Source organism: Nonomuraea sp. NPDC050536, from assembly GCF_044457685.1.
Classification (GTDB): Bacteria; Actinomycetota; Actinomycetes; order Streptosporangiales; family Streptosporangiaceae; genus Nonomuraea.
In genome coordinates this window covers 336,828-360,674 of record NZ_JBITHD010000001.1, presented here as the reverse complement: position 1 = coordinate 360,674, position 23,847 = coordinate 336,828, and the positions used below count along the sequence as shown (strand labels likewise).

Genomic DNA, 23,847 nt, shown 5'->3' with positions numbered 1-23,847 from the left:
GCGGTACCTCGATGAACTGCCAGATGGGGCGAACGTCGTCGAACCGGTCGCGGAGTGCTGGCTCTGGGATGGCCACCCAGGGCAACACATGACCCTCGGGCAGGCATGTGGTGATGAAGGCTTCGAGTGGTGGATCCGCTGGGGCGAGCAGGATCGTGGCGTTGAGCGAGTTGCGATGTGCCCGACTAAGGAACGCGGATCCGGCCGCCTGTGCTTGCTCCCCGCCGGGCACTGGGGAGAGCACGACTTCGGCGGATAGCCATTGGCTGCCGTAAAAGTCACTCGCTCTGCTGCTCTGGCCCGACGAAGGCCTGCGCCTGCTCGTCCCACACGAGCACGTTGGGGCTGTGGTCGAAGCACCAAGGGCCGCCCTCCCCGATGAACACCAGAGTGCCGTCCGGGGGCTGGCCACAGACGAGGCAGCGCAATGGTTCCGGCTCGGGTTCGAGAGCCTGACGGGTGATCTCCTCGGCCTCGGCGATCACCATGCGGGCTTTGGCCCGCTGGGACATGCGCTCCTCCCAGGTGCTCACGATAAGTCCGGGTAGACGCACAGATACTGCACCGATGGTCAGCACCGCTGGCGGCAGCAACATCAGCGCGCCAACGTACGCCCCAACGCCTGATCCCACGAGGACGGCGACGCCACCCTTGTTGATGACGCGTTTCGGTTTGGAGGGCGCGACGGGCGCCGAAGGAAGAGACTCCCACAACATGCTGCAATCCGGGCATCTCCACGGCTCGTTGCCGGCCGTGTCGGGGCGGGCGCACTGGTGGCTGCTCAAGGTGTCGTTCCTGCCGGAGCCCACCAGCTCAACGGCCATGAAGGGTGCTGTTCGGCGATATGGCCGCGAGCGTGGTCGGATACCTCGCCCAGCTTCGCGTGGAAGCGGTCGCCGCAGGAGCACTCGAACCTGCCCCACCCGGTCGGCTCCTCGCGGACGAACCCGTTGTCGTCCACCCACGTCCAAGTGTCCTGCTCAAGAAGCCAGAGGTCGGTCACGTCTCCTCCAGTAGATCGGTCTGTCCTTCAATCTCCCACGCGCGGCACTCCTGTGACGCGCTCGTCGGGCTTGAGCGGTCCTTCAGGCCAGCCGGTGATCGTCCGGGATCGACGGTAAACAGAACGAGCCCGGCGTGGTTGGGGTGCAGTCGCACGCTCCCGGATTCTCCTCGTGCCAGCGTTCCCAGGACGTGTACTGAGGGTCCCAGTAGCGGCGGATGCACTCCTCCAAGCTGAGGGCCGGTTTGGGGTTGGCCAGGGCGTCGCGGACAACCTGCTGGCGCTCCTGCTCCCACGTCTCCGCCGTGTACGGCGGCAGGCCCGCGTCTTTTCGCCTCCACACGAAGATCGAGTGCGGCTCGGATGTGCGCAGCGGCGGGCAGTTCTTCATGTTGCAGGCCAGGTGCGCGATCCGAAGATTGTCCAGGTCGTCACTGCCCTCAGCTCCGCCTCCACGCCAAAGGATGTGATCGACGCTTGGCGATACGGGATGGGGCCAGCGGACCGTATTGTCCACGTGGCGTCGGCAGAATCCGCACACCCAGCCGTCCCGGTCTCCGAGCTTGTTGCGGAACGCGGCCGTGAATCTCCGGCTCACGATTCCCGCTCAGGCCAGCCGTACTCTCGTGCGAGCCGCTCCATCTGTCGGCGGTTGGCGATGGTGTTCAGCCACAGCACCACACCGTTCGCGGCAACCATGACGACCACCACCGCGACGTTGACCAGAGCCCAGAAGGCGTCATCGCTCATGGTGTCGCACCTTCCATGACGCCTCTAGCCACCCGGGGATCTCGAAGTCTCCCCGGCATCCGCACGCGCACCCGTCCAACACACCCCGGTTGATCAGGCGCCGCGCCTTCGACAGAACCAGCTTGAACGGAACACCCAACGCGTCGGCGATCTCCGTAGTGTCCGCCAACCTCCGCTCGCTGTCGTGGACGGCTTGGACGGCCGCGAGGAAGGCTTCGTTGGGGATGTCGGATGTCTTCATAGGACGGTCCGGAGCCGCACGGGCACGATCTTGTGCAGGTTGTCGCGGACGAAGGCGTGCCACTCGTCCATGTCGACGCCAGTCGGGTCGGCCGGGGTCAGACGTTCGAACAGCCACGAGTCGACATCAGCGGACGGCGCGTCGATCTCGGCGAGCGGGCATTGGTGTCCGGCCACATGGCACTCGTGGCATTCCATGTCGGCCGCGGCATCGTGCCCAGCACAGACGAACGTCGGCCCGACATGCTCGTGGACGCAGCCCGTGATCAGGAGCCGTTGCGCGGCCACCAGGCAGCGCCTGCGGGACTCCGAGTGGACGCCGCTGCATTGCAAGGTGATCGGCCAGCCCTCGCTGACGTGCTGCCGGAGTCTGTCGAGTTCGGTCAACGCTCCTCCTAGGCCTGCAGCACTTCGGCCGCATGCGTGAGGACACTGGCGATCGTGACGCGGTCGACGTCGGGTAGGCGCCTATGGACTTCGCTGATCAGGGCTTCCCGAACGCCGCTGGACGGGACTTCGCCGGCGTCGGCGGCTCGCTCGCGGTTCAGTCCGAGCTGCCTGTTCAGGGAGTCGACGAAGGGCTGCATGCCGTTCTCTTCGCCGTGCGGCGTACGGTCGAGGACTTCCCCCCAGTCGCGGAACGCGCGGTGGACGTGCTTCATCGTGAGCAGTTCAGGCATCGTGCCCCTCCAGGAGATCACCCTGTCCTTCGCAGTCTCCTCCAGGACGGACCCGTGCGAGCCGTACCCGCTGCCGTGATGTGATGCCGAGCCGCTTTCGGCAGGTGGGTCCGAGTTCGTACCCGAGAGAAACGTCTTCGGTGAGGGGACGGTGGCAGCAGCGGCAGCGGGCAACCGTTCCGCTCCCGGGAACGGCTGGGACATCGAGGTCGAGGAGGCTATCCACGGCGACGACGCCAAGCCAGTCGCTCGTGCGTCTCGGCAGTTCGCCGCCAACTCTCCTCCGCCTTTCGCCAGTTCTCTTCGGCGACCTTCCAGTGGGCCGCCGCTGCTTCCCAACTCTCGGTTGCGGCGTTCCAGTTGCGGACGCTCTCCCGCCCCCACTTCTCCACGAGCACGAAGGCGACGACCATAAAGCTGAGTAGGGCGACGCCTCCGACAACCAGCCAGATCACGACGCGTCCTCCCGGACGTCCAGCCCTAGCTCTCCACGCAGGCGCGACAGCCTGTCCCGCTGCCAGCAGCTCAGACTGGACTCGCCTGTCAGGGCTCTCATCTGCTCGGTACCGGATTGGTGGACGGCGGCGAGGATGCGCAGCCACACCGCGTCCACCCACTTGGTGACGCTGTGGACGACATGGCGATCGGGCGTGGCTCCGTCTCTCCCGACACTGGACGGGCAGCCAACCTCTACCAGCGGGTAGGAGTAGCGGCCGATCAGCAGGTCGCAGCGAGGGTGTTCGTCGATGCCCGACCTGATCGCTGCTTCGGCTTCTCCGGGAGAGTCGAACTCGCCGAACGTCAACGCTGGATCGTGCGACAGGCACAGGATGCGGTAGGTGCTGCTCACCTCTGCTCCTCGGGTAGGGCTGACGCCTCCGGCGGCAGGCTGGAGAGGATCACGTCGTACGGATCACGTCGAAGGTAGTCGTCGTAGACGCGGGCGAACGGGCAGTCCACAAGGTAGACCTCAAGGCGGTACACCTGCTCAGGGTCGATGCCCTCGGAGCGGCACCACGCCAGGATGTGCGAGTCTCCACGCCATCGCTCGTCGCGGGCGTCGAACACCACGAGCGGCTCAATCGTGGAGGTCATCGTCTGGTCCTCCTGCGCTGGCGTCGGTGATACTCGGACTTGAAGCAGCGGCGCCGCGCCTTCTCGGCCAGGAGGTCGTCCAGGGTCTTGCCCACCACGATCACGTTGTTGAGCCATGACCTAGCGAAGCGTGTGGACTCTGCGGGCAGCACGATCGTGTAGGTCGGGAGCCACGACAGAGGCATTTCGAAGGTCTCATCTTGGGCGAACGTCAGGTCGCTGACCACGTCGCTTCCGATCGGCCGCCAATGGGGCTGCTCACCCTCCGGCGGCGTCACGGCGAAGTAGGCGGTCACGCCCTCCTGAAGGTTCGGCACCACCAGACGGCCTGAGGTCGCCTCGTCGACGAACGTCATCGTCGGCTCGGCGCCCAGGAACCCGTCGAACGTCGGGTCTGGCTCGTCTGGAGCCCACCGCATCGCCTCCTCCGACACGCTGCAGTCCTCCAGGCAGGCGTCGATAGCGGCCAGGACACCGTCAGAGTTGGACACGGTCACCATCCTCCTCCCCGCTGCCGTCGAGAGCGGCGAGAGTCCTGCACCTGAACGACCCGCAGCCCTGGCATACGCCGTCGTTGACGCACGGGTTCGGGGTGCGGTCGAGTACGTGACCGTCCACGTCGCAGCGGTGGATGTGGTGGAGTCCGCGGACCCGAGAGAGAGCCGCTTCCGCCGCCTTGAGCCGCTCCTGGACGGTTGGCCGGCGCGGCTCCACCTCCTCCCCCATCTCGACCCGGTGTGCCCGGTGTGCATCCCTCTGGACTCGCCCAAGGTCCTTCGGGTTGGACTCCCAGTTGCCGCACCGGCAGCGCAGGATCGACCCTCCGCCCGCCTGATGCCACTGGGTGGCGATGTGCTTACGGGCGCCCACGTCCGGCCTCCCCGCTTGCCTTGTCCGCCCACCTGTTGGCCGTGTGGCCGCAGTCGTACTCGACGCTGATCCGCCCGCGGTGTTCGCTTCTGGAGTCCCAGCGTCCCCGCTCACATGAGGGGCACGCCTTCCAGCATCCGTCCTCGTGGGCGCCGTCGACGTCTCCGCAGTCGCTGCATGCCAGCGTGCAGGAGGTGGAGTGGCTGCCGCCGCGGTGGCCGCACTCTGGCGCCGGGCAGGCAGGCCCGTTCAAGGTGACCATCAGGCGCTCCATCACCCACTCGGCTGCGGCGATCCGGTCACCGTCCGGGCGGGCATCGCGTTCAGGGCTCGGCGGACCCAACTCTGCACGGAGCGCCTCTGCCGCCTCGCGCAGACGGTCAAGGGCGGACTCGGCCTTCTCGGCGCGTTCCCGCCACGCCTGAAGTTCCTCGTCTCGTACGGCGGCGCACACTTCGGCCGCCTCGTTGCAGGTCGGCATTCGGAGCGCTGGTTCGCCGTCTCCGGCGATGAAGCGGATCGTCATCGTCTTGTCCACGCGGTCGGCGGGACTCAGGTCGGTGTCGCCGGCATACCGGCCGCGGACGAACCAAGGGGACGGGCCGGTGAATTTGGCAGCGAGCGCTTCGGCGTACCGCTGGCGGAGGTCATCGGTCACGGCGGGCCTCCTGTTCGGCTCGCGAGGCGGCCCTGGAGAAGGCCAGGTACGCACTGACCACACCAAGGATGAAGTAGGCCGCCGACTCAGGCCATCTGTGGATGAGCGCGAACCTCGCAGCCGCCTCGCACAGCATGTACGCGAGATCGGCGAGCAGCCCGAGGATGGTCAGCGACGCGGCAAAGCTCACCCGCTGGCGGAGGTCGTCAGCCATGGCGTCTCCTCCACGGCCAGAGCGCGCGAACGACCGCCTTGACGCGTCGCCATTCCATCGCCTCACGACGGGCTCGAAGCTCCTCCACCCAGAACTCCATCTCGCGATCCTTGGCCACCTCGTATGCCTCCGGGAAGTGAACTCTGAGGACGTTCCAGTCTTCGGGTGTCAGCTCCTGCACCGGCATGAGCGGCGGGATCGGCAACGCGCCCACCCTTGAATCCTGGACCCGCTCAGTGTCAGCGATGATCTGCGCACACCCGGCACAGTGTCTGGTCTCCTCATCCGACATCATCGCCCCCTCTCGGGCAGGGCGGCGCGGAGGCGTGCTGCGGCGGCCAACACGTTCGGGCCTCGGAACAGGTACTCGCGGAGGTCTTCAGCGGAGACGACGACCAAGCCCGCGCCGGCGAGTGCGTCTACGGCGATCCTGGCGGCGTATTCGGCCTCTGCTCCGGACAGGTACAGGAGGTGGCCGCGTTGCGCCTGCTCGAGCGCTGACGGCTTCAGGCGGAGCGCGAAGTGCTGACGTAGGGCGGCCTCGATCACCTTGGCGGTAGTCACGGTCTTCTCCGCTCTGCTGCGGTCCAGCCAGGCGTTGGCCTCCTCGATGTCCGCCTGCTGAGCGGCGGAGAGAACTTCAGGCTTCTTCCACACGGCCTTCTCCTATCTGGCGGGCGATACGGGCGGCGTCCTGTCCCGCATGCTGGCCCGCGAGAGCCCACTCCACGGGATCGACAGCGAGGATGGCGGCGGCAATCTGCTCGGCGGTCTCTCGCCGTACCTGGGAGGCGATGCCGGAGAGAGCGGCTTCCAGGGTTGCCCTTACCAGGTCCTCGCGGCCGGCTCCCGCCACCCAGGCGCACTCGTGAGCGCGGACAGCAGCCTGTACGGCATCCTCAGAGATCGTCGCCTTTGAGTCTGCTGACACTGTGTCGGCTCCCTCAAAGGGAGTCTCAAAGGCGGACTGGCGGGCTTCCTCGGGGATGTCGGCCATGTCAGAACCCCACCCTCTCCTTGATCCATGCCAGGTGGTCGATGGTCTTGAACGCGGCAGCGTCGTCCCACGTCTTTCGGGCGCGCTTGATCGCGTCCTTGCGCCAGCCGCGCTGGAACGGGCGCTCGTGCCGCTCCCCTTCGGTCCAGGAGTCGCCGCAGGCGCAGCACGTCCACGTGCAGCCGTACCAGGCGGCGTCGCGGCCGGAGAACCGGCGCCGCTGCTTGCAGGTCGGGCAGTAGCGGACAGCCCGTGACAGGTACTCGGGAGGTGTGCAGACGATCGCCGTGGGCGTCTCTCGCTGCTCTGGCGCGGTCACGACTCCCCCTTCGGAGCGTTGGCCAGCAGGTTCTCGGCGCTCTCGGGCAGCTCGTTCAGGCTGGAGCACCACTTCAGCGCGATCACGTACGCCGGGTCGACGTAGGCCCGCTCGTCGGTCGGCCCGATCCCCATGCGCCGCTCGGTGTCTTGGCGGACGAGGTCAGCCCACAGGAGCGCTTCCCGGTAGGCGGAGCACAGGGCGTACATGGCGGAGGTCAGATCAGCGAGAGGAGGAGGCGGGAAAGACATCTCAGCGCTCCTCTCGGTGCGGCAGGTACTTCATCGGCCGGTCCCCGCGGCAAGGCGCCAACGCCGGGTCGTCTGGGTGGACGCCGTTGGCCACGGCCATCTCCCGGTAGTCGTCGTACAGCTCGACCGTGGAATGGACACCGGAGTAGTCGGCGAAGCTCATGCGCACCGAGAGGTTGTCGGAGGCGCCGCGCAGCAGGAAGCCGGCGCACGTCTTCGGGTGCTCGCTGCCGGAGGTGTGGCAGGCGAACTTCGTGGTCGCCAGGTCGTAGGCGGTGCGGGCGGAGTGGCGGAAAGCCTCGGGCGGGAACACCCCGACAGGGGAGTCTCTCCGCCACGGGCAGGACGGGCAGGGGCGGGTCTGGAAGCAGCGACCGCCACCGACGAGGGAGACGACCTGCCACTCTCCGTCTCCACCGTCGTGGACACCGACCACTTCGGGCTTGTCGGCCATGGGTCAGCCCTCCCTGTAGCTGTCGAGGTATTCGTCGCCCTCACCCACGGTGCCGGCGAGGAGACGCTGAACGAGGGCGGCTTCCCACGAGCCGGGCCGCCCTTCGATGAGGGTGTAGGAGCCCTCGGGCTGGGAGGCGGCAACGGTGGCGAGGATCGCGGCCAGCCAGCCGGGGAAGTCGCCTTCGAGCGCCACGGCGGCTTTCAGTGCGTCTACGGCCTGGCGTCCATGCGGGGTGTCAGTGATGCGGGCCATCGGCTCAGCCCTCCTCGGAGGAGTCGGCGACGCGGGTGGCGTACAGCTGGTCGCGTGCGTAGGCGAGCGCCTCCCGGATGGCGATCTCAGCGGCCTTGGTCTGGGCGAGTGAGCCGCCGTTGGCGGACAGGTGCAGCGACCAGCCAGCGAGGACCTGGTCCATCAGCTCGGCGGGAACCTCGGGCGTGGTGTTGGTCATCGGTGGGACCTTTCTTGATCGCTTGGGGGTCTGGTCTTTGGTGCTCTCCTCCGCCTGCCGAGGCGTGTCCGGCCGTACCGGAAGAAGAGAGCTGGGGCAGGTCACGTCAGCAGCGTGTAGAGGATCGCGATGACGCCGACGGTGGCGAGGATGAGCACCAGCGCGAACACGATCATGTTGAAGGCGGTGGGTTCACGGCTCATCTGGTCGGCCCCTCGGAGGAGTCTGCGACGCTCGCTCCGCCGTCGATGTACTCCCAGATCCACTCTTCCCAGTGCTTGTGGGTCGCCTCGCTTCGCTTCTCGTCGGTCCACGAGTTCCACTCGGCGACAGGGATGCCGGTGTCGATGATGTCGGCCTGCTCGCAGTTCGCGATGCCGATGCTCAGGCTGACGCTGAGCTTGATCGTCTCTTCGTCGCTCATCACTGAATCCTTTGGTCGTTGAGCGTTGGGATACGGGTGGCCCGGCAGGGAGAGACGGGCCAGAGGGTCAGCAGCGGTTCTGGGCTCGCATCGCCTTGGCGGCGCGTTCACTGCCGAGGGTGATCGTGTCGATGTCCTCCCGGGCCTCAGGGTCACCCTTGGCGGCGAAACGCTTGGTGATACTCAGCGCTGCCACCTGCCGTTCAAGCTTTCGGCCCTCCGGGGTGAGAGCGTCGTCGGAGTTGTGGGCGTGACGGGACATGATCGGGATCTCCTTGGGTTGGGTGTTGGCCCGACAGGGAGAGCCGGGCCAGAGGGGGTCAGGCGCTCTGGAGCGAGTTGACGATCTGCTCCCACTCCGCCCGATCGGCGAGGATCAGCGTCTCCATCTCTCCGTCTTCCAGCCACGGCAGGTGACCGAAGAGCAGGGAGCGGCGGGATAGGTCTCGCATCAACACGCTCGCGGCCCACTCCTCGCCTCGCTCGCGCAGGATCTTCTTCGACGCGACCACGGCACAGGGGTCCACGAAACGGCTCTTGGCCGCCTCCGCCTGCCCCTGCACAGCGAGATCTGCGAGCTGTTCGGGTGAGAGCGTGGTCCGCATCTCGGTTCTCCTTGGTCGTCGAGGGGGTTGAGAGGGGGTCAGGCGTCGTCGTCTGGCGGGTCTTCATCGGCCTCATCGTCGTACTCCTCGTTGCACTCTTCGCAGCCGTCCTTCGGCTGGCCCTCGTGATCGGGACAGAGCTCAACAACTCGCAGGTCTTCCCGATCGGCGTCGGGGTCGTCGCTCTCCCGAATGATCTCGGCGAGTCGCTCGTTGGCCGCCTGGAGTGAGTAGAGGTCGTGCTCGGTGAATCCGCCGTCGTTCTCGGTCCAGATGCCGTACTCGGTCATGTCTGCTCCTTAGCGGTTGAAGTAGTCGGCGATGGCGTTGCGGAGGGACTGCATGGCCTCGCGCTTCGTGGGGATCGGGTCGCTGTGGCTGTACAGGTCGCTCGGAGTGGCGACGATCCAGCCGGAGAAGTCGGCGCCGTCGCGCTTGTAGAACCGCTGAGCGGTGGCAATGACCTCGGCGTCGTACCGCTCGTAGACGGTCTCGGCCACCTGGCGCGGGTGCTCAGCCTCGGCAGGGTCGGAGATCCAGAGGGCGATGACGCGACCGTTGCCGAGGTCCACGATGTGGACGTGATCGGCGTCGTATGGGACTCGATCGGCAGTCATGGTCTTCATCACTTCTCCCTGCAACTCACCTTGTTTCGATACTCAGTACCGTAATCGCTGAAACCGAGACGCGCAATAGAGTTTCGCTACTCAGTCTCATGATTTTTACTTGAGTCTCGCTACTGAGTTTCGTATCCTCATCCCATGGATGCTCTCGATCGCCTCGAACAGGCCGACGACCAGTGGACGGCCGCCGAAGAGACCGCCGCCAAACTCAAGGCGGAACTCTTCGATGCGTTCGCTGAAGCAGTCCGCGAAGGGCATACGCCCGACGACCTCGCCGCCCGACTGAAGGCCCGCAAGACGCCCAAGCAAGTCGACGCCGGGCTGACGTTCAGCGGCGCGTACATCCGCCGCAAGGTTCGCGAGAGCGGCGCTCCAGCACTGCGCACCGGACCGAAGCCCCGCCTGAAGCCCGCCGGCGAGTAGCCCGTCACACCGACTCCCCGAGCGCCCGTGCAGTGCAGCCCCGACAGAAGTCCTCACCATCTCGGGTGGACCAGCCGTACCGGAGGCTGATCTGCTGCTGGGCTGTCTCCACGTCCGAGACGTCGCGGACGTGGCACCAGGCGTCGCAGTCGTCGCCGTCGCAGCGGAACGCGATCCCGTCGAGGCTCATCGGGGCGCCTCCCCGAACTGCTCCAGGACCTTGGCGTAGGCGTCGTCCTTGACCGGCCAGAAGTCGCCCTTCGCGTCCTTGACGATCCAGTCGCCGAAGCGGACCCGCTCGTAGCCGGACGGCGTCCAGATGGTGAGCCCGTCCAGGATGTGATCTGCGTCGAAGTGGGGCTTGGCGTCGGCCCACTTCCACCACGGCCATATCAGCTGGCCGTTCTCGCGGGTGAGTTGACGGGCCTCGACCTCGACCGGCCCCTTGCGGTAGGTGCTCATTGCGTTCGGCTCCTCTCTCGAATGTCGACTTACAAGTTCTTGATCGACATCGTTTGTAGATCAAGAGTGCGATCCGCAAGGCCACAGAATCCCCTGTGGCCTCACGAGAACCGTGGACCCTTACACGGATGCCTTTTCGACCCCAGAGCCCGCCAGCGTCGATCCTGGACGGTCTCCCGGCGCCTTCGCGTCCGACGCCAGCTCTGCGAGATCGAACTCGCCGTCTTCGACACCCTCCACGAACGCCTTCACTTCGCGCGGCGTGAAAGCCAACGCGGTGTCCGGTTCATCGCGGTGGCACACCACCCAGCCGCCGTCTCTGCCCGTCGCCACCTGGACAGCGCCCGAGTAGGTGGCCACGTTCCCGGTCTTGACCGCGTCCAGGAACGCACGCCAGTCCGCGACCGAGAACCGCAAGACCGGCCCGTCCGGATGCTTGGAGTCGCGGACCCACACCTCGTCCTCGTGCGGGCACAGGCCCGCTTCCACGCACTCGCCGGCGCCACCGCTGACGGAGCTCTTGCGGTAGGCGACCTCGACGCACGCGGATGAGCCGTTGCACCTGCTTGACCTACGCCACATCGGCGCTCCTCTCGTTGATCGGGTTGAACAGTCGGTTGGCGGCGTCCCAAGGTCCACAGACCTCGGTCAGCTCCGCCAGGTCTTCCAGCACAGAAGGCTCCAGGTCCTCCTCGGCCTCCTCCACGGTCGGAGCCCACGACGTTCGGTAGGCCGTCTGGTCGGCCACCAGGCGAGCGATCGCCTCAAACGCGACGGCGTGGACTGCGACGGTCTTCTCGGTCTTGGTGTCAGCCATGGCTGGTGCTCTCCTCGGTCTGGTCGGGGGCGTACTCGCTGACGAAGTTGGAGTCGGCGACCATGAGGATCAGCGTCCATCGGCGCATCCCGATCAGCCGGTACCAGTGGGAGCGGTTCTCGTTGCGGCGGGCGGTGTCGGCGAGTTCGTAGCCCTGCCGCCTACGAAGGCTGATCTTGAGCACGGGTCTCCTCCGTGTCTGTTCGGTGTACGGCTGGTACGGGTGGGTCCACAGCGGGATGCACAGGGTGGGGACGGTCAGGCGGTCCAGGGTCGGCCGGCACGGTCATCCGGACTCCCCGTGCTCGAAACGGGCGGAACGGGCAGCGCGATAGGCGTCGGCCACGCGCTGGTCGAAGGTGTCGGAGATCCACATGCCTTCGCGAGTGAGTCCGCCCCATTCGGTGCCGCGGTTGGCCCACAGGACGTCCCGGGAGTCGTTGCCGACGATGCCGCCGTCCCAGCGCTCGATGACAACTCCGCCAACGGCGAGGGTGGCGGCTCCCTGTAGGACGTCGCCTTTCCAGAAGCTCAGGACTGTGTGAGTCGGGCCGCCATAGCCGGCCGCTTCGCCGGTTGCCTTATCGCTCAGCGCCACGACTCCGCGCCCGAGCGGGCCGAGAATCAGCATGCGCGCCCCAGCCCTAGACGTGTCGGCGAGCAGAGCGCCCGTGGGGTCGGCCGGCAGCCCACCATGCGGGATGACCGCGTCGCGGATCAGTTCGACGTCGAGCGATTCCTCCGTGCCCTTGACCTCGACCCACAGCCGGTCGGCAGGCAACCAGAAGTCAGGCAGGTACGGGCGCTTCTCGTCATCCTCGCCAACGAGGAAGCCCTGGACCTCGTACTCCCAGCGGATCCCGAGTTTGTCGAACAGGACGGCGTAGCGGGCCTCGAGCCGCGACCTGAAGCGGCAGCCTGCGTAGCGGGTTTCGATGGGCTGGAAGTTCATGCGATCTCCTCCACGGCTGCGTCCACAAGCTGGGGACGGCCGGTCTCCGGGTTGAGCGGGATCCCGTACGGCATGCCGTCCGCAGCTAACGCGGCCTCGATCTGCCGCTTGAAGTCGTCGGCGTTGTGCCGGGCGTCCGCGGCGCTCGCGTACGAGCCGTCGATGACGAGGGCGACGTCATAGCCGCCCCACCGGTTCGGCACAACGATCACGCGGAAGTGGTCCTCGCGGCGCTTGAACAGGTCGGCCGTGTGGTTCATTCGCCAGCCCCCATTGCGAGACGGATGCCAGCGCGTTTGGCGAGGTACTCGACGGCTTCCCTGAAGGAGATCTTCTTGTCCTTCTCGACCAGGCTGATGACGTCGCCACCGGAGGAGCAGTGCTGGCAGTAGTACATGCCGCGCTCCGGGATCAGGCTCCTGGAGAACGCGACCCGGGTCTCCGGGTCCAGTGACTCGATGCAGGGGATGACGAACTCTCCGTCGCCGCGCATCTCCAGCTCGTATCCGAGGTCCTGGGCGACGTGGGCGATGGGGTTGAGTTGCCGGATTCGGGCTATGTCCCAATCGGAGATGTTGGCGGTTGCCGACATTTCAGTGTCCTTTCAGTTCACGACGCGAAGGTCTGGGCGGCCCTGCGGAGCGGGCTGGTTCGGTGCCATGTCAACGAGGCGGCTGTAGTGCAGCTGGCTTGCCACGGTGATGGTCGCCCGGGGGCCGTTGCGGTTCTTTGCCACGATCAGGTCGGCTTCTCCCGCTCGAGCACATTCGGGGTCGTAGGCGTCGTCGCGGTGCAGCAGGATGATCACGTCGGCGTCCTGTTCCGTAGCCCCGCTCTCACGCAGGTCCGAGGCGACCGGTTTCTTGTCGGCGCGCTGCTCAGGGCCTCGGTTCAACTGCGACAGCAGCATGATCGGTACCTTGAACTCCATGGCCAGGAGTTTCAGTCCGCGGGTGATCGCGGCGATCTCCTGTTCACGGTTGGGGACCTTCGGCGGGGTGATGAGCTGCAAATAGTCGATGATCACGATGCCGATCGGACCTGTACGCGACAGCGTGCGCAGGCGGGCGCGGATCCTCTCGAGCGAGCAACCGGGCTGGTCGTCGATCGTGAGTGGAGCGCCGGAGATGTGGGCGGCGGCCTTGGCGATCCGCTCGAGCTCGAGTTCGTTCACCTTGTAGGCGCGGATCGTGCTCAGGTTGACCTTCGCCTCTGCGGACACCATTCGCTGAAGGACTTCCCGCTCCGACATCTCGAGCGTGAAGATGATCGTTCGGTGGCCGTCCCTGATCGCCGCAGTCCGTGCCACATCCACGGCCAGGGTTGACTTGCCGACCGATGGCCTCGCGCCCACCACGATGAGCTGGCCCGCCTGAAACGAGGTGAGCAGCATCTCGAGGTCCAGGTACGGCGGCGCGACCCCAGGCGTGACAGCGGGCGGGTTCTCGAGGTCGTCGAGCAACGCCATCATGCCTGCGGACACGTCGCCCGGTTCGGTGCCTACGCGGCGGGCCGCGGCCTCATCGATCAGTTTGCGGATCAGGTCTACGTCCGTCTCGGCGTCCCACGCTCTGCCTTCGGTGACCTGCAACGCGGTCGAGCAGGCCAGGTTCATGCGGCGGCGCAGCCCATCGGCGGCAATCCGCCGCGCGTGATACGACACCGACCCGGCCTTGGCGGCGTGCTCGATCAGCGACCCGAGGTAGGCGCCGCCGCCCACTCGCTCGAGGTGTCCGCGGGTCTGCACCTCGCCGAACACCGCCGCAGGGTCGACCGGCTTGCCGTCGCCGAGCAGGGCCATCGCCGCGGCGTACACGTACCCGGCCACGCTGAAGAAGTCGTCCACCTCGAGCAGCTCGGCGGCCTCCTCCAACGCCGTCTTCGACTGCATCACCGCACCAGCCACGGCCATCTCGGCGGCGAGAACGTCCTGGCCGGGCGCCCACCTCTCGAGCTCCATCGCGTCGGCCGTCATCGGGCAGTCCTGAAGTCGGCGCCCTCGAGCATGACCACCGTCGCCCCGTCACCGAGGCGAGAAGTGAGCCGCGGGCCGAGTGCTCCGTCGAAGTCGTCCATGTTCGAGGTGATCGCGGTCGGCCGGGCGTGCTGCCATCGTTCGTCGACGACGGCGAGCAGGTTCTCGCGCTGCCACTCGTTGATGCGGTTGGAGCCGAGATCGTCGAGGACGAGGACGTCGACTTCGCGCATCTCGCGCAGGCGGTCCCGATCGGCGGGCGGGCCGACGACGTCCTGCCATTCGGCCGGCGTGGCGATCAGGACGGTGCCTGCGTAGCCGACCTTGATGGCGCGCTCGAGCACCTCCCACACGTTCCAGGTCTTCGCGGTGCCGATGTCGCCGACGATGACGAGGTTTCGGGCGGTCTTGTCGAAGAGCCGACTCCCCCACTCGGCGACGTCGTCATGCAGGACACCGGGGCCGCTGAGCATGACTGGCCTGCGCTTACGGAAGGCCGCAAGTCGGCGCTGGCGGCGGTCTTCTGCCCACTCGTCGGCGGGCTGGGCGGAGTTCACGCTGTCTCCCTCTTGCTTTGAAAGGGGTTCTGACGAGGGCCTCGAGGCACGTGGGAGCCGGAGCCGTTGCCCTTGAGGCGCTGCTGTTCTTGGTTCTGCTTCTCCTGGCCGATGTCGATCCAGTTGCGCCAGGCGTGGAGCCAGTCGCGGCAGCGACGGTCGTTCTGCTTGGCGTGGTTGATGAACCGGAAGGTCTGCTGATCAAGATCGACGGTGTAGCTCTTGGACTTGGCCCAGGCACGCATCTGGGCGGTGACCGCGAAGTCGTCGGGGATCGGGATCTCAGGCTTGCGCCGGGATTTCTTCGTCTCCTGCCGCGAAGCGGCGTCCTTGACGGTGAAGAGAGAAGAATCACCAAGATCAGATTCTTCAACTACCTCTACATACTTAAAACCCTGGGATGACCCCCGGGGGTCATGCTGAGGATCGGTCTCGGCATCCTCAGCATGACCCCCGGGGGTCATGCTGAGATGGGGCTCCCGATTCTCAGGGTGCTTGTACCCGTCACCCTGAGAACCCTCAGCAGTCGAGTCGCCCTCGTTCTCAGGGTGCTTGTACCCGTCACCCTGAGAACCCTCAGCATGACCCCCGGGGGTCATGCTGAAGGTGTCGGTCTCAGGGTGACCCTCAGGGGTCATGCTGAGGGCCTCGCCGTTGATCGCCGCCGAGTAGACCGCGGTCTGATGCTTCTGCCCGCGCGCCACCTGAACGAGGAACCCCGACTCAAGGGCGATCTTGAACTTGTCGGCCATCTTCCGGGCGCTCCTTCCAAGCAGTCGGGCGAGATCATCGCGAGGGACCGAAACGCGACCGGTCGCGTCCATGTACAGGGCGAGCGTCATGAGCAGCACCCGCAGGGAGTCGTTGATCTGCGGGCTCCGCATGACCATGCGCAGCCAGTAGGCGCGGTACGTACCGTCACCCAGTAGGCCGGCTTGTTCGTCGTTCACGTAGGGCGGCTCTCTCTGGTCTTGCTGCTAGGGATGGGCTTACGAGAGCTGGACCCGTCTTCGGTGTCGCACCAGTCCCCCTTGTCACTTCCGTGGTGCTACATGAGTCATTCTATGCCTACTCCACATGTGGCGTTGGCCTATACGTCACGTTGCGATGTGGCATCATTTCTGGTAGGCCAACCGTGAGAACATGAAGGGGTGTCGGACCCGATGGGAGATGTCGTTGCCGCTCGCAAGGCATACGAACAGGCTCAGGAAGATGCCCGCGAGCTCGTGAAACGCGCCCGCCTTGACCTTGGCCGGGCGATACGCGATGCCCGCCGCCAGGACATTTCTCAGGACGCGATCGTTAAGGAACTCGGGCTGACCCGTGAGCAGGTCCGGCGCTTCCAGCGGGAGTTCGAGACCAGCGCGCCCTCCGACTCCTGACCTTCTGGCCTCCGAGTAAGAGGTCATGACGCCTCCCTGCAGGCGCCCTTGGGCTGCTCGTCCGGATCGTCGATGTCGTCCCACACGGCTACGGGAAGCCATCCGCGGGTCTGTGCGTAGCGGCGGGTCCTGGCGCCGGGAGGCGGCTGCTGGGTGGACAGTTCCTCGAACAGGTCGCGTACGCGGACCGCGGTGCGGGCGCGCACCTGCTCCTGGGACATCGCCTTGCGGATGGATGTCCGGTCCATGCCAAGCCGCTCGGACAGCACCTTCGTAGGCCAGCCCGTCAAGATGAGGGCTTGCAACCGTCGACGCGTCCCCGCCGCATCGATCTTGGAATTGGCGGGCAGGGCGGCAACGTCGATGCTGACATCCAGCAGCTTGCGGGCGAAGTCCGCACGCGCCCGCGGCCTGTCCGAGTTGATCAGCGTCGACAGGCTCCACACATTGACGCCGGCCATCTGGGCGATGGAGCTGACGCTCACTCCCGCCTTGCGCAGGCGGGCGACATGCTGGCGGACAGGTTCGGCGTCGGCCCACGGCTGCCACTGGCCGCTCTCGATCAGCATCGCGCGACGCTTGTTGTAGCGGCGGGTTGCCGCGCTGCACCTCGGGCAGCGGCAGCCGCCTTGGGTGTACCCGCTGTAGGTGCCGCACATTGTTGTCATCAGGTGCTCACCGCCCTCTTCGCGGCTGCCTCAGCCAGCCGCCGCTGCTTCCAATACGTGAGGCACGCGTTGCAGGTGTCCTGCGCGCTCTGGAACTCCTCCACAGGCCGCACGTGCTTGCACCTGGCGCACCATCTACGGTCGGTCTGCTCGGGCTTCAGGTCGACGGCGCGCAGCAGTTCCTCGACCAGGGCGAGGTCGCCTTCGTGGCGCGGGTCCACGCACGGGTTGCAGTCGCACGGGTCTTGGCCGTGCACCTGGCAGGCGGGAAGGGCGACGCAGGCGTGCCGTTCCAGGGCGATCCGGATCGCTACCCGCCCTGCAGTGCCGGCCTCGTCAGGTGTGATCTCGAGGATCGAGCCGATCGACTTCAGGCGAGTGTCGATCGGTGTCTTGGTGGTGCCGCGGTTCCTGACCATGTCGCGGTCGTTGGCGACACGCTCGTGCTGAAGCAGCCACTCGGCGTCGTGGCCGCCCATCGAGGAGGCATAGTTGGAGGCCATCACGCCACCCCCGTCGCGGCCCGCTCACGGGCGGTCCTCTTCAACCAGTTGCGGCGCTTGGCCGCCCGCTCGTCCTCGCCAAGCCCACCCCACACGCCCGCGGCCTGCTTGGTGTCGAACGCATACTCCAGACAGCGCATGCGGACCGGGCAGTGAGAGCAGAACTGCTGATTGACGATGTCCTCGCGGATGATCCGGTCCGGCAGGCGCTCCCCGTCGGGTCCGAACATCAGCCGCAGCGGCTGCCCCTTGCACGCGGCACGCTCGTGCCACTTCCAGTCAGGCACCGTTCACCTCCGTTCCGATTTCGTTCGCCAGCATCCGGTCGTGTTCGACGAGTTCCGCCGCCATCCGCCACGCGGCGAGTTCCAGCGCTACGGCCACCCGCTCGGAAGGTGTAGACGCCTTCGCCGCGAACCTCTTCAGGTGCGGGATGTGCTGGCGGATACGGTCAAGGTCGGTGGAGAGGTCAAGAGGCATCGGGCGCCTCCGCAGGAGAAGGCCCTACGTGACGCCGTACGCGTAGAGCGTCTTCGGCAGTGGTCTCCTGTACGGCTGGCGCCGACGCGAGACGAGCGAACGCAACCTCTCGATCGGCCCGCTCCCACCTGCGCATCAGGGTGCGCCGCTGCTTCGGGGAGAGCTGCACGTACCGGTCGTAGACGCCGACCACGCGCGCCTCAGGCGCCGTCCAGGTCGGGAAGCGGTCCTCATCCGAGACGACCAGCTCGCCGACCGGCACAACCGAGTACAGGTCGCCCTTTGGATACTTGGAGGCGTAGAACCTGGCATACTCCCGGTCCGTGGTGACATAGACCCGGTCCTGGTACTGCGTCAGCGGGTCGAACGCGTGCGACATCCCAGCCTTGTGGGCGTCGCAGATCTTGCAGCCGTCGACGAAGTTCGGGCTGCCGGGCAGGATCAGGTCGCCCGGTTCGAGTCCGGGGATGCCTCCGTGGAAGTAGATCGCCTTCATGCCGACACCTGCTCTCGCAGGGCGCGGTCATACCGTCGCGTGGTCTCCTCGCACACGCCCAGGCGTGCCGCTGCCTGCTCGCGTGTCTCGCCCCACGCGCGCAGCTCCAGGTAGTCCTCGATGCGGGCTGCCTTGGCAGCTTGACGGCCAGCCACGGCGGCAGTTATCGGGTCCTGCGGGCGAGGTGGAGGCCCGGCGTCGGGTTGCCCGGCGCGGTTCCAGCGCTGATAGCAGGCGACGCACCAGCCATGCGCCTTGTGCGGCCCGAATCGGTCACAGCATGAGCACCTGACGGTCCGGGAACTGGTCATAGGTGCTGCCCTCCTCTCTCGGGCTGGTCGCGTAGGGCGAACAGGGCGTGCGTCTCGATAGGCGTCATGTCATGCACCACCCGTTGTCGCAGGAGCCGTCTGTTTCGTCGCCGAAGAACGGCAGAAGGTCGGCGCCCTCGGGAACCACTTGCCGCAGCGGCGCACCAAAGCGGGTGAGGTAGACGTGGTCCTTGCCCAGCTCGTCGCGCCGCTCGTTGAGCAAGTCCTCCAAGTTGCACGCCTTCTCGAACAGTTCGGCTTCGTCGCGCCGCATGTCCTGCCACACGAGCGGCCGGTGAAAGGGGCAAAACCAGCAGCTCGATTTCCGCGGGGGGGGTAGGGGGCTGTCGCGGATGATGCGCAGGCAGTCCGACCGGCGCAGCTTCAGGTCAAGCAGCGGGTACACGAGCCGCTCGTGGGGTTCGACCTTGCGCGCGTTGGCGCGGTGGATCTCATCGAGGCTGATCCCGACACCGACCGTGGCGGGGTTGTCGGCGCTGGCGCCGTGCTGCTTCAACCACTTGCCGATGACCCGGATCTTGAAATCGGCCGTACAGCTACGCGTGCCCGGAGCTCCCGTGTCGGGCATGCGGACCGGGATCGGCAATGACCGCGACCCTTCACGGGTCAGCCTGCCGTACAGCGTCTCGGTCGTGCCGTCGCGCCGGACCTTGTGCAGCATCCGTAGGTCAATGCCGTGCTTCTCGGCGAACGGCAGGGCCACCTCGTGGAAGTACTGGATGGTGGCAGGGTGCTCGGAGTCGTCGCCCACGTTGGAGAACAGCCAGGTGTCGAAGTCCTGGCCGAGCTTCCCTTGCGCCTGGAGGACAAGGGCGGCCACGGACTGGACGCCACCGCCGAAACTGAAGGTTCGCAAACTCATAGCTGCGGTCCGCTTTCCTGAGATGTCGGCGGGTGGATCTCGAACAGGGCGTCCGTCACCGGCTCCACGGCGGGCGTGGGCGGTCGGTGCTCGCACACCAGGGCGTGCTGGGAGGGATGCTCGCCGCGGACGAGGGACTGTTCGCAGCACTTGGGGAGGCTCATGCGACCGCCTCGAACAGCGACGGCTGGAAGGCGCCCAGCGGCTTCCCGGCGGCCGGGTAGAGGCGGGCCAGGTACGCGCGGACGTCGGGCTTCCAATCGAGGCCGAGAGCCGAACCGAGGACCGCGGCGGCGACCGGAGGAGACACCACGTCCGCGGCCTGGAGGAACCGCTTGGAGCGCGACCCCTGCCACGGGTAGTCGATCGGGAACCCAGTCAGCAAACCCGCCTGCGCTTCGGTGAGTTGGGCGCCGTCCGAGACGCGCTTCCACGAGCGGGCCTTCTCCGTCAGACACCAGGACACCCGGTCCGCGGAGAACTCATTGCCGCCGGAGGTTCGCCGGTTGCCGCGAGTGTTCACGCGCTCGCCGGCAGGCCATCCGAGCGTCTGCGCCATGGTGGGTGGGGCGGCAAACGGCTCCACGGTGGGCACCAGTTCGTCCATGGGCGGCGCGAACCTTCCGGTGGTCCACAGCGACCGCATGGGCAGCCCGGACAGGTCGGGGGCGGAGTCGCGCGTGGCCACCAGGAACGTGCGGGTGCGGCAGCTCGCCACGCCCAAGTCATCGGCGGCCACGGTGGTCACGCCGAGATAGGTCCAGTCCGCGGCCATGGCCAGTTCGGCGCCGATCTCCTGCCAGATCGGCGCCACCCCGGGCACCTGCTCAGCGACCACCCACCGCACGTCCGGCAGCAGGAACGCGAACCGCAGCGTCTCAACCACCAGCGCCGACCGCGGGTCGTGCAGCTCGGCGAGCGCGTCGAAGTAGGCGCGCTCGCGGGTCATGCCTGCGAAGTAGTCGCCCAACAAGGTCAGCGCCGAACTGATGGCAGGGAAGTCCTTCATGCCGTTGCCGAGCCCGGAACGGCTGAAAGGAGGGCACGGCGGCGTGATCAGGGCCCCGGTCGTGGCGGGGAAATCGTCGGGGTGAAGGTCGGTCACGCTGGCTCGGGTACGGCGGAACCCCGCGGCGGTCGCCGTGGCACACGCATCCGCATCGATGTCGTAGCCGTCGATGCGCTGCTGAAGGCCGAGGATGCGGGCTCCCTGATCCATGCCGCCAGGGCCGGCAAACAGGTTGATGATCACCGGTCGTCCTCCTCGGGGAACACGTCGTGGAGGTCATCAGCCGTGGCCCGCCAGCGGTGGCCATCCGCCCGCAGGAGGGCATCCAGGACGGCGTCAGGGTTCTCGTCGTCGGCGGTCTGGCTGTAGCGGTCGTGGAGGTCGGCGTCCTCACGCCAAGCGGCACGCCGGCGCCGCACCGTCTCGGTCCAGCTCTTGACCGCGACGAACCCCAGCAGGGAGAGCACGAGCAGGGCGATGCCCATGAAGAGGCCCCAAGCGGTCACGAGTCCACCTCCGACGTCCCGGTGATGATCTGCTCCTGCCAGCGGCGAAGCGCCGTCTTCTCCTCGGTGACGGCCAGGAGATCGGCCTTGAGTTGGGCGTTCTCCCGCTCGGCCTCGAGCCGCGCCTGCTCATTGGTGTGAGCGGCGTCGAGAGCGGCGGCCAGTTGGCCCGTCAGCGCCGCGATCTGTGCCTGCTGGTGGCGGTCACGACTCCAGAGCAGCCAGGCACAGACCGCTCCGGCGACGGCGGCCAGGAGGAAGGCGTAGACGCCGGCCATCACTCGCCCACCGCCTCTCCGGCAGCAGTGGCGGGCAGCATGTCGGCGTCCGACATGTAATCGATCAGCACGGACATTCCAGCGCGGTCGCCGGAGGACACGGCGGTACGGATGGCCTGCTCAATCACCAGGCCAACCGCGCTCAGGGCGGAGCCCATGTGCTTCGCGGACTCGGCTACGGAGTCCCGCTCGGCCTTGAGGCGGTCCACCTCGCGCCGCCAGTCGCCGTCAGCCACCTCGTTCATGCGGCCTATAGCGGCGATACGCCGCTTGAGGTGATCCACCTCGGCGAGGAGCTCCATGCGGGCCGTCTCCAATGCCCACACGTCCGGGTTGTACGGCGCATCCGCTGAGCAGGAGTCCACGTTGAGGTCGCGGATCTCGGTGAGGCGGGCCTCGGACATCGGCTCAGCCATCCGATCCACCGCCGCTCTGCTCTGCCTGAGCGGCCAGCTGGGCGGCGACCTTGCGAACAGCCTCAGGGTCGATGCCGTAGCCGACAGCCCACTCCCACAGCCATTCGCCGATGCTGCCGCCGTCCTCCCACGCCAGCCACAGATCGCGGGCGACCGCGTCGGCCGCCTCCCGGCCTGCCCGGCCCTGGATTTCGCGCAGCAGGTGCGCGATCCCGTAGTAGGCGACCACGTGGCTGACCGATGTCCTGTATCGGTCGCGGTCGTCGGTCTTGATGTGGCCGTCGATGAGCATCGACTGGTGCATGAGCGCGAACGCCGTGTGGTGCTTGGCCATGACGGCGGCGGTGACGTCCTCTTCCCGCTTCGGGTAGGGCGCGATCTCTTCGAGCTTCATCGGGCACCGTCCGTCTCTGCCTGAGCGGCCTCAGCGGCGTCAGCAATGGCGACCAGAGCAGCAGCGAACCGGCGAGCCTCAGTGAACGAGATGTGCCCCGGAGCGCCACGGAACAGGACACTGTCCGCATCCTTGACGGGGCATGGCCACTTCGCGGTGCTGGAGTAGGCGACGACCTGCCAGCCGTCGGCGTCGTCGTCGAACGCGCCGCCCTCGAAGTCCAGCCCGAGGAACGACACGTCCGGGCGGGCCAGCACGATAGGGGTCTGCTCGCCCTCTACGACGACCGCTGTGAAGTGGCGCGGGGCGTCCTCTTCGCCGTCCAAGTTGGGGGCGACCTCGATATGGACGACGTTGCCTTCGCTGTGGGTTCTCACCCACGCGTCCAGGTACTTGCTGAACGCATTGGGCAGGATCAGCGTGTCGACGACCTTCTCGGGGGTGATGTCGCTCATTCGTCGTCTCCGTCCGCGCGGAGGATCGACGACAAGGTGGCTCGCGCCTCGTCGTCGAGGCCGACCATCACCTCTCGGCCGTCCTTGTCGAACAGCCGCAGCAGGGTCGCTCCCGTGTTGACCTCGACCTCCACCAGGAAGGTGTCGGCCGCGACCCTGACCGGCTCCTCCCGGACCGCGGTGTCTGCGAGGACGGCCGACGTCACCATCTCCGCGCTGGACGCCGGCCGGATCAGAACCTCGCGCTGGTTGTAGTAGTCGCCGGCGGTCTGCGTCAGGAACACCTCGGCCGCCTCTTCGGCGCCCATGGGGTGGCTGGGCTGGTTCTGGCCGACATACGGGGCCGGCTCGCCGTCCACGAGAACCCGCCACTTGCCGTGCCCGGTGGAGCGCGGCATCAGGATCAGGCCCTCATCGAGGAGGCAGTCCTCCAGCGCGGAGGCGGCATCCACCTCGTGGCCGGAGCCATCGTCTTCTTCCTGCTGCCACGCCTTGATGGCGCGGGCTACAGCCTCACGGCGGAGCTGGTACGGGTTCTTCTCCCGGACATCGGGAGTCTCGGCGCTCATCGCGCGGTCTCCTTCGGGTAGGGGTGGAATCGGGGGTTGGGGCCGAACGGGATCAGCTCGTCGGCCACCGGGATCACGGCGGGGTGGGAAACACGCCGGCGGGTGAAATCCAGGACGGGCTGAGCGGCGGCGACCAGGTGGGCCAGCCCGGACCAGCCGGTGAACGACCCGTGACGGCAGTGGCGTCCGGAGTGGCGGGCCAGTAACCCGCTCATGAGGTGCCTCCGGTCCGCTCCTCGTTGATCGCGCCGTTCCAGTCGCCGAACGCCTGCGCAGGCCCCTTGGCGGGTTCGGCGACCGGGGACTGCTTCTTCGGGTCGCAGCGTTCGCCGTGCTCGACTACCTCCCGGCCCGCGTGAACCCACCCGCCGTCAGCGGTCTTGACGATCGGCATGCTGCACGAGCGGCACAGCACCGACAGCGGAGGCAGCGGCGCAACCGTTGGCAGGTCGGCGTTGTCGCTGGTGTGCTGCTGAAGCTGCCGGATCTCGGCGATGAACTTCTTCGCGTCGCCGATCTTCGACTGGAGGAGGTTGATCTGCTCCTGCCAGTCGGCGATGTCGGCGTTCGCCTTCTGGATCTGCGGGTCGAACGTGTTGTTGAGGAGGTCCACGACCGACTTCCGGTAGGAGAGGGGCCGGTCCAGGACGTTGGGGGTGGTGGTCAAGGTGTTC

At 67.0% G+C, this 23,847-nt stretch carries 56 protein-coding genes; 2 read left to right on the top strand and 54 right to left on the bottom strand.

Annotation, left to right across the window (positions count from 1 at the left end; all coding sequences use genetic code 11):
• Window positions 1–278: 278 nt before the first annotated feature.
• The 25 genes from ACIBHX_RS01880 to ACIBHX_RS01760 form a co-directional block, all read right to left on the bottom strand.
• Window positions 279–824 (bottom strand): hypothetical protein, encoded by a 546-nt coding sequence (locus tag ACIBHX_RS01880; RefSeq protein WP_397063283.1) that lies wholly within the window; start codon window positions 822–824, stop codon window positions 279–281.
• A 261-nt stretch (window positions 825–1,085) separates the two neighbouring features.
• A complete protein-coding gene (locus ACIBHX_RS01875) occupies window positions 1,086–1,346 on the bottom strand; it encodes a hypothetical protein (RefSeq protein WP_397063281.1) in 261 nt (86 codons plus the stop codon).
• Between the two features lie 251 nt (window positions 1,347–1,597).
• Window positions 1,598–1,753 (bottom strand): hypothetical protein, encoded by a 156-nt coding sequence (locus ACIBHX_RS01870; protein WP_397063279.1) that lies wholly within the window; start codon window positions 1,751–1,753, stop codon window positions 1,598–1,600.
• A gap of 237 nt (window positions 1,754–1,990) precedes the next feature.
• The gene (locus tag ACIBHX_RS01865; protein WP_397063277.1) at window positions 1,991–2,380 is read right to left on the bottom strand and encodes a hypothetical protein; all 390 of its coding nucleotides are present in this window, start codon (window positions 2,378–2,380) and stop codon (window positions 1,991–1,993) included.
• An 8-nt stretch (window positions 2,381–2,388) separates the two neighbouring features.
• Complete coding sequence (locus ACIBHX_RS01860; protein ID WP_397063276.1) at window positions 2,389–2,673, bottom strand: hypothetical protein; 285 nt, start codon at window positions 2,671–2,673, stop codon at window positions 2,389–2,391.
• The gene (locus tag ACIBHX_RS01855) at window positions 2,666–2,899 is read right to left on the bottom strand and encodes a DUF6011 domain-containing protein (RefSeq protein ID WP_397063274.1); all 234 of its coding nucleotides are present in this window, start codon (window positions 2,897–2,899) and stop codon (window positions 2,666–2,668) included. The genes ACIBHX_RS01860 and ACIBHX_RS01855 overlap by 8 nt, the downstream gene beginning before the upstream one ends.
• A complete protein-coding gene (locus ACIBHX_RS01850; protein ID WP_397063272.1) occupies window positions 2,892–3,128 on the bottom strand; it encodes a hypothetical protein in 237 nt (78 codons plus the stop codon). Before ACIBHX_RS01850 ends, ACIBHX_RS01855 begins: the two co-directional genes overlap by 8 nt.
• Window positions 3,125–3,523, bottom strand: coding sequence for a hypothetical protein (locus tag ACIBHX_RS01845; RefSeq protein WP_397063270.1), 399 nt, complete (start codon window positions 3,521–3,523; stop codon window positions 3,125–3,127). The genes ACIBHX_RS01850 and ACIBHX_RS01845 overlap by 4 nt, the downstream gene beginning before the upstream one ends.
• On the bottom strand, window positions 3,520–3,768 hold the full coding sequence (locus tag ACIBHX_RS01840; RefSeq protein WP_397063268.1) for a hypothetical protein: 249 nt from the start codon (window positions 3,766–3,768) through the stop codon (window positions 3,520–3,522). Before ACIBHX_RS01840 ends, ACIBHX_RS01845 begins: the two co-directional genes overlap by 4 nt.
• The gene (locus tag ACIBHX_RS01835) at window positions 3,765–4,259 is read right to left on the bottom strand and encodes a hypothetical protein (RefSeq protein WP_397063266.1); all 495 of its coding nucleotides are present in this window, start codon (window positions 4,257–4,259) and stop codon (window positions 3,765–3,767) included. Before ACIBHX_RS01835 ends, ACIBHX_RS01840 begins: the two co-directional genes overlap by 4 nt.
• Window positions 4,260–4,624: 365 nt before the next feature.
• The gene (locus ACIBHX_RS01830) at window positions 4,625–5,296 is read right to left on the bottom strand and encodes a hypothetical protein (RefSeq protein WP_397063264.1); all 672 of its coding nucleotides are present in this window, start codon (window positions 5,294–5,296) and stop codon (window positions 4,625–4,627) included.
• Complete coding sequence (locus ACIBHX_RS01825) at window positions 5,286–5,510, bottom strand: hypothetical protein (protein WP_397063262.1); 225 nt, start codon at window positions 5,508–5,510, stop codon at window positions 5,286–5,288. The genes ACIBHX_RS01830 and ACIBHX_RS01825 overlap by 11 nt, the downstream gene beginning before the upstream one ends.
• Window positions 5,503–5,802, bottom strand: a complete 300-nt coding sequence (locus ACIBHX_RS01820) for a hypothetical protein (RefSeq protein ID WP_397063260.1) — start codon at window positions 5,800–5,802, stop codon at window positions 5,503–5,505. The genes ACIBHX_RS01825 and ACIBHX_RS01820 overlap by 8 nt, the downstream gene beginning before the upstream one ends.
• Complete coding sequence (locus ACIBHX_RS01815) at window positions 5,802–6,167, bottom strand: hypothetical protein (RefSeq protein ID WP_397063258.1); 366 nt, start codon at window positions 6,165–6,167, stop codon at window positions 5,802–5,804. Before ACIBHX_RS01815 ends, ACIBHX_RS01820 begins: the two co-directional genes overlap by 1 nt.
• Window positions 6,151–6,507 carry a hypothetical protein gene (locus tag ACIBHX_RS01810; RefSeq protein ID WP_397063256.1) on the bottom strand — a complete coding sequence of 119 codons (357 nt, stop codon included), beginning with the start codon at window positions 6,505–6,507 and terminating at the stop codon, window positions 6,151–6,153. Before ACIBHX_RS01810 ends, ACIBHX_RS01815 begins: the two co-directional genes overlap by 17 nt.
• A 1-nt stretch (window position 6,508) precedes the next feature.
• On the bottom strand, window positions 6,509–6,826 hold the full coding sequence (locus ACIBHX_RS01805) for a hypothetical protein (RefSeq protein ID WP_397063254.1): 318 nt from the start codon (window positions 6,824–6,826) through the stop codon (window positions 6,509–6,511).
• Window positions 6,823–7,077, bottom strand: a complete 255-nt coding sequence (locus ACIBHX_RS01800) for a hypothetical protein (protein WP_397063252.1) — start codon at window positions 7,075–7,077, stop codon at window positions 6,823–6,825. Before ACIBHX_RS01800 ends, ACIBHX_RS01805 begins: the two co-directional genes overlap by 4 nt.
• Before the next feature lies 1 nt (window position 7,078).
• Complete coding sequence (locus tag ACIBHX_RS01795; RefSeq protein ID WP_397063250.1) at window positions 7,079–7,531, bottom strand: DUF6283 family protein; 453 nt, start codon at window positions 7,529–7,531, stop codon at window positions 7,079–7,081.
• A 3-nt stretch (window positions 7,532–7,534) separates the two neighbouring features.
• A complete protein-coding gene (locus tag ACIBHX_RS01790) occupies window positions 7,535–7,786 on the bottom strand; it encodes a hypothetical protein (RefSeq protein WP_397063248.1) in 252 nt (83 codons plus the stop codon).
• Window positions 7,787–7,790: 4 nt separating this feature from the next.
• Window positions 7,791–7,985 carry a hypothetical protein gene (locus ACIBHX_RS01785; protein ID WP_397063246.1) on the bottom strand — a complete coding sequence of 65 codons (195 nt, stop codon included), beginning with the start codon at window positions 7,983–7,985 and terminating at the stop codon, window positions 7,791–7,793.
• Between the two features lie 199 nt (window positions 7,986–8,184).
• Window positions 8,185–8,409 (bottom strand): hypothetical protein, encoded by a 225-nt coding sequence (locus ACIBHX_RS01780; protein ID WP_397063244.1) that lies wholly within the window; start codon window positions 8,407–8,409, stop codon window positions 8,185–8,187.
• 67 nt (window positions 8,410–8,476) lie between these two features.
• Window positions 8,477–8,671 (bottom strand): hypothetical protein, encoded by a 195-nt coding sequence (locus ACIBHX_RS01775; protein WP_397063242.1) that lies wholly within the window; start codon window positions 8,669–8,671, stop codon window positions 8,477–8,479.
• A 58-nt stretch (window positions 8,672–8,729) separates the two neighbouring features.
• Complete coding sequence (locus ACIBHX_RS01770; RefSeq protein ID WP_397063240.1) at window positions 8,730–9,014, bottom strand: hypothetical protein; 285 nt, start codon at window positions 9,012–9,014, stop codon at window positions 8,730–8,732.
• A 38-nt stretch (window positions 9,015–9,052) separates the two neighbouring features.
• Window positions 9,053–9,304, bottom strand: a complete 252-nt coding sequence (locus ACIBHX_RS01765) for a hypothetical protein (RefSeq protein WP_397063238.1) — start codon at window positions 9,302–9,304, stop codon at window positions 9,053–9,055.
• Window positions 9,305–9,313: 9 nt separating this feature from the next.
• Entirely contained in the window at window positions 9,314–9,640 is a 327-nt protein-coding gene (locus ACIBHX_RS01760; protein WP_397063236.1) for a hypothetical protein, read from the bottom strand.
• A gap of 135 nt (window positions 9,641–9,775) precedes the next feature.
• Between ACIBHX_RS01760 and ACIBHX_RS01755 the strand changes: the two genes are divergently transcribed.
• The gene (locus ACIBHX_RS01755; protein ID WP_397063234.1) at window positions 9,776–10,060 is read left to right on the top strand and encodes a hypothetical protein; all 285 of its coding nucleotides are present in this window, start codon (window positions 9,776–9,778) and stop codon (window positions 10,058–10,060) included.
• Window positions 10,061–10,064: 4 nt separating this feature from the next.
• On the opposite strand, the gene ACIBHX_RS01750 is transcribed toward ACIBHX_RS01755, so the two are convergent.
• The 9 genes from ACIBHX_RS01750 to ACIBHX_RS01710 form a co-directional block, all read right to left on the bottom strand.
• Entirely contained in the window at window positions 10,065–10,250 is a 186-nt protein-coding gene (locus ACIBHX_RS01750; RefSeq protein WP_397063232.1) for a hypothetical protein, read from the bottom strand.
• Window positions 10,247–10,522 (bottom strand): hypothetical protein, encoded by a 276-nt coding sequence (locus tag ACIBHX_RS01745; RefSeq protein ID WP_397063230.1) that lies wholly within the window; start codon window positions 10,520–10,522, stop codon window positions 10,247–10,249. The genes ACIBHX_RS01750 and ACIBHX_RS01745 overlap by 4 nt, the downstream gene beginning before the upstream one ends.
• A 120-nt stretch (window positions 10,523–10,642) precedes the next feature.
• Window positions 10,643–11,104 carry a DUF397 domain-containing protein gene (locus ACIBHX_RS01740; RefSeq protein WP_397063229.1) on the bottom strand — a complete coding sequence of 154 codons (462 nt, stop codon included), beginning with the start codon at window positions 11,102–11,104 and terminating at the stop codon, window positions 10,643–10,645.
• Window positions 11,094–11,339, bottom strand: a complete 246-nt coding sequence (locus ACIBHX_RS01735) for a hypothetical protein (protein WP_397063227.1) — start codon at window positions 11,337–11,339, stop codon at window positions 11,094–11,096. The genes ACIBHX_RS01740 and ACIBHX_RS01735 overlap by 11 nt, the downstream gene beginning before the upstream one ends.
• Complete coding sequence (locus tag ACIBHX_RS01730; protein ID WP_397063225.1) at window positions 11,332–11,523, bottom strand: hypothetical protein; 192 nt, start codon at window positions 11,521–11,523, stop codon at window positions 11,332–11,334. The genes ACIBHX_RS01735 and ACIBHX_RS01730 overlap by 8 nt, the downstream gene beginning before the upstream one ends.
• 102 nt (window positions 11,524–11,625) lie before the next feature.
• Window positions 11,626–12,291, bottom strand: a complete 666-nt coding sequence (locus ACIBHX_RS01725; protein ID WP_397063223.1) for a hypothetical protein — start codon at window positions 12,289–12,291, stop codon at window positions 11,626–11,628.
• Window positions 12,288–12,551: a hypothetical protein gene (locus tag ACIBHX_RS01720; RefSeq protein ID WP_397063221.1), complete on the bottom strand. Its 264-nt coding sequence runs from the start codon at window positions 12,549–12,551 to the stop codon at window positions 12,288–12,290. The genes ACIBHX_RS01725 and ACIBHX_RS01720 overlap by 4 nt, the downstream gene beginning before the upstream one ends.
• The gene (locus ACIBHX_RS01715) at window positions 12,548–12,883 is read right to left on the bottom strand and encodes a CHC2 zinc finger domain-containing protein (RefSeq protein WP_397063219.1); all 336 of its coding nucleotides are present in this window, start codon (window positions 12,881–12,883) and stop codon (window positions 12,548–12,550) included. The genes ACIBHX_RS01720 and ACIBHX_RS01715 overlap by 4 nt, the downstream gene beginning before the upstream one ends.
• 12 nt (window positions 12,884–12,895) lie before the next feature.
• Complete coding sequence (locus tag ACIBHX_RS01710; protein ID WP_397064996.1) at window positions 12,896–14,164, bottom strand: replicative DNA helicase; 1,269 nt, start codon at window positions 14,162–14,164, stop codon at window positions 12,896–12,898.
• On the opposite strand from ACIBHX_RS01710, the gene ACIBHX_RS01705 reads away from it, so the two are divergent.
• Entirely contained in the window at window positions 14,070–14,279 is a 210-nt protein-coding gene (locus ACIBHX_RS01705) for a hypothetical protein (RefSeq protein ID WP_397065035.1), read from the top strand. The genes ACIBHX_RS01710 and ACIBHX_RS01705 overlap by 95 nt on opposite strands.
• Here ACIBHX_RS01705 and ACIBHX_RS01700 read toward each other — a convergent pair.
• The 20 genes from ACIBHX_RS01700 to ACIBHX_RS01605 all read right to left on the bottom strand — a co-directional run bounded on the left by ACIBHX_RS01700 (window position 14,263) and on the right by ACIBHX_RS01605 (window position 23,840).
• The gene (locus ACIBHX_RS01700; RefSeq protein ID WP_397063218.1) at window positions 14,263–14,823 is read right to left on the bottom strand and encodes an ATP-binding protein; all 561 of its coding nucleotides are present in this window, start codon (window positions 14,821–14,823) and stop codon (window positions 14,263–14,265) included. The two genes, ACIBHX_RS01705 and ACIBHX_RS01700, sit on opposite strands and share 17 nt — an antisense overlap.
• On the bottom strand, window positions 14,820–15,773 hold the full coding sequence (locus ACIBHX_RS01695) for a hypothetical protein (RefSeq protein ID WP_397063216.1): 954 nt from the start codon (window positions 15,771–15,773) through the stop codon (window positions 14,820–14,822). Before ACIBHX_RS01695 ends, ACIBHX_RS01700 begins: the two co-directional genes overlap by 4 nt.
• Before the next feature lie 165 nt (window positions 15,774–15,938).
• Entirely contained in the window at window positions 15,939–16,232 is a 294-nt protein-coding gene (locus ACIBHX_RS01690) for a hypothetical protein (RefSeq protein WP_397063214.1), read from the bottom strand.
• Complete coding sequence (locus ACIBHX_RS01685) at window positions 16,229–16,774, bottom strand: hypothetical protein (RefSeq protein ID WP_397063212.1); 546 nt, start codon at window positions 16,772–16,774, stop codon at window positions 16,229–16,231. Before ACIBHX_RS01685 ends, ACIBHX_RS01690 begins: the two co-directional genes overlap by 4 nt.
• 98 nt (window positions 16,775–16,872) lie before the next feature.
• A complete protein-coding gene (locus tag ACIBHX_RS01680; protein WP_397063210.1) occupies window positions 16,873–17,376 on the bottom strand; it encodes a hypothetical protein in 504 nt (167 codons plus the stop codon).
• The gene (locus ACIBHX_RS01675; protein ID WP_397063208.1) at window positions 17,376–17,663 is read right to left on the bottom strand and encodes a WhiB family transcriptional regulator; all 288 of its coding nucleotides are present in this window, start codon (window positions 17,661–17,663) and stop codon (window positions 17,376–17,378) included. Before ACIBHX_RS01675 ends, ACIBHX_RS01680 begins: the two co-directional genes overlap by 1 nt.
• Window positions 17,656–17,856: a hypothetical protein gene (locus ACIBHX_RS01670; protein ID WP_397063207.1), complete on the bottom strand. Its 201-nt coding sequence runs from the start codon at window positions 17,854–17,856 to the stop codon at window positions 17,656–17,658. The genes ACIBHX_RS01675 and ACIBHX_RS01670 overlap by 8 nt, the downstream gene beginning before the upstream one ends.
• On the bottom strand, window positions 17,846–18,352 hold the full coding sequence (locus ACIBHX_RS01665) for a hypothetical protein (RefSeq protein WP_397063205.1): 507 nt from the start codon (window positions 18,350–18,352) through the stop codon (window positions 17,846–17,848). Before ACIBHX_RS01665 ends, ACIBHX_RS01670 begins: the two co-directional genes overlap by 11 nt.
• On the bottom strand, window positions 18,349–18,507 hold the full coding sequence (locus tag ACIBHX_RS01660; protein WP_397063203.1) for a hypothetical protein: 159 nt from the start codon (window positions 18,505–18,507) through the stop codon (window positions 18,349–18,351). Before ACIBHX_RS01660 ends, ACIBHX_RS01665 begins: the two co-directional genes overlap by 4 nt.
• A 220-nt stretch (window positions 18,508–18,727) precedes the next feature.
• On the bottom strand, window positions 18,728–19,546 hold the full coding sequence (locus ACIBHX_RS01655; protein WP_397063201.1) for a phosphoadenosine phosphosulfate reductase: 819 nt from the start codon (window positions 19,544–19,546) through the stop codon (window positions 18,728–18,730).
• Entirely contained in the window at window positions 19,543–19,710 is a 168-nt protein-coding gene (locus tag ACIBHX_RS01650) for a hypothetical protein (protein WP_397063199.1), read from the bottom strand. The genes ACIBHX_RS01655 and ACIBHX_RS01650 overlap by 4 nt, the downstream gene beginning before the upstream one ends.
• Entirely contained in the window at window positions 19,707–20,798 is a 1,092-nt protein-coding gene (locus tag ACIBHX_RS01645; protein WP_397063198.1) for a DNA cytosine methyltransferase, read from the bottom strand. The genes ACIBHX_RS01650 and ACIBHX_RS01645 overlap by 4 nt, the downstream gene beginning before the upstream one ends.
• Window positions 20,795–21,061, bottom strand: a complete 267-nt coding sequence (locus ACIBHX_RS01640; protein ID WP_397063196.1) for a hypothetical protein — start codon at window positions 21,059–21,061, stop codon at window positions 20,795–20,797. The genes ACIBHX_RS01645 and ACIBHX_RS01640 overlap by 4 nt, the downstream gene beginning before the upstream one ends.
• Window positions 21,058–21,339: a hypothetical protein gene (locus tag ACIBHX_RS01635; RefSeq protein ID WP_397063194.1), complete on the bottom strand. Its 282-nt coding sequence runs from the start codon at window positions 21,337–21,339 to the stop codon at window positions 21,058–21,060. The genes ACIBHX_RS01640 and ACIBHX_RS01635 overlap by 4 nt, the downstream gene beginning before the upstream one ends.
• Window positions 21,339–21,755 carry a hypothetical protein gene (locus tag ACIBHX_RS01630; protein ID WP_397063192.1) on the bottom strand — a complete coding sequence of 139 codons (417 nt, stop codon included), beginning with the start codon at window positions 21,753–21,755 and terminating at the stop codon, window positions 21,339–21,341. Before ACIBHX_RS01630 ends, ACIBHX_RS01635 begins: the two co-directional genes overlap by 1 nt.
• A complete protein-coding gene (locus ACIBHX_RS01625; protein WP_397063191.1) occupies window positions 21,748–22,149 on the bottom strand; it encodes a hypothetical protein in 402 nt (133 codons plus the stop codon). The genes ACIBHX_RS01630 and ACIBHX_RS01625 overlap by 8 nt, the downstream gene beginning before the upstream one ends.
• Window positions 22,146–22,604, bottom strand: a complete 459-nt coding sequence (locus ACIBHX_RS01620) for a hypothetical protein (RefSeq protein ID WP_397063189.1) — start codon at window positions 22,602–22,604, stop codon at window positions 22,146–22,148. The genes ACIBHX_RS01625 and ACIBHX_RS01620 overlap by 4 nt, the downstream gene beginning before the upstream one ends.
• On the bottom strand, window positions 22,601–23,173 hold the full coding sequence (locus ACIBHX_RS01615; RefSeq protein ID WP_397063187.1) for a hypothetical protein: 573 nt from the start codon (window positions 23,171–23,173) through the stop codon (window positions 22,601–22,603). The genes ACIBHX_RS01620 and ACIBHX_RS01615 overlap by 4 nt, the downstream gene beginning before the upstream one ends.
• Entirely contained in the window at window positions 23,170–23,388 is a 219-nt protein-coding gene (locus tag ACIBHX_RS01610) for a hypothetical protein (RefSeq protein ID WP_397063185.1), read from the bottom strand. The genes ACIBHX_RS01615 and ACIBHX_RS01610 overlap by 4 nt, the downstream gene beginning before the upstream one ends.
• The gene (locus ACIBHX_RS01605) at window positions 23,385–23,840 is read right to left on the bottom strand and encodes a hypothetical protein (RefSeq protein ID WP_397063183.1); all 456 of its coding nucleotides are present in this window, start codon (window positions 23,838–23,840) and stop codon (window positions 23,385–23,387) included. Before ACIBHX_RS01605 ends, ACIBHX_RS01610 begins: the two co-directional genes overlap by 4 nt.
• Window positions 23,841–23,847 lie beyond the last annotated feature (7 nt).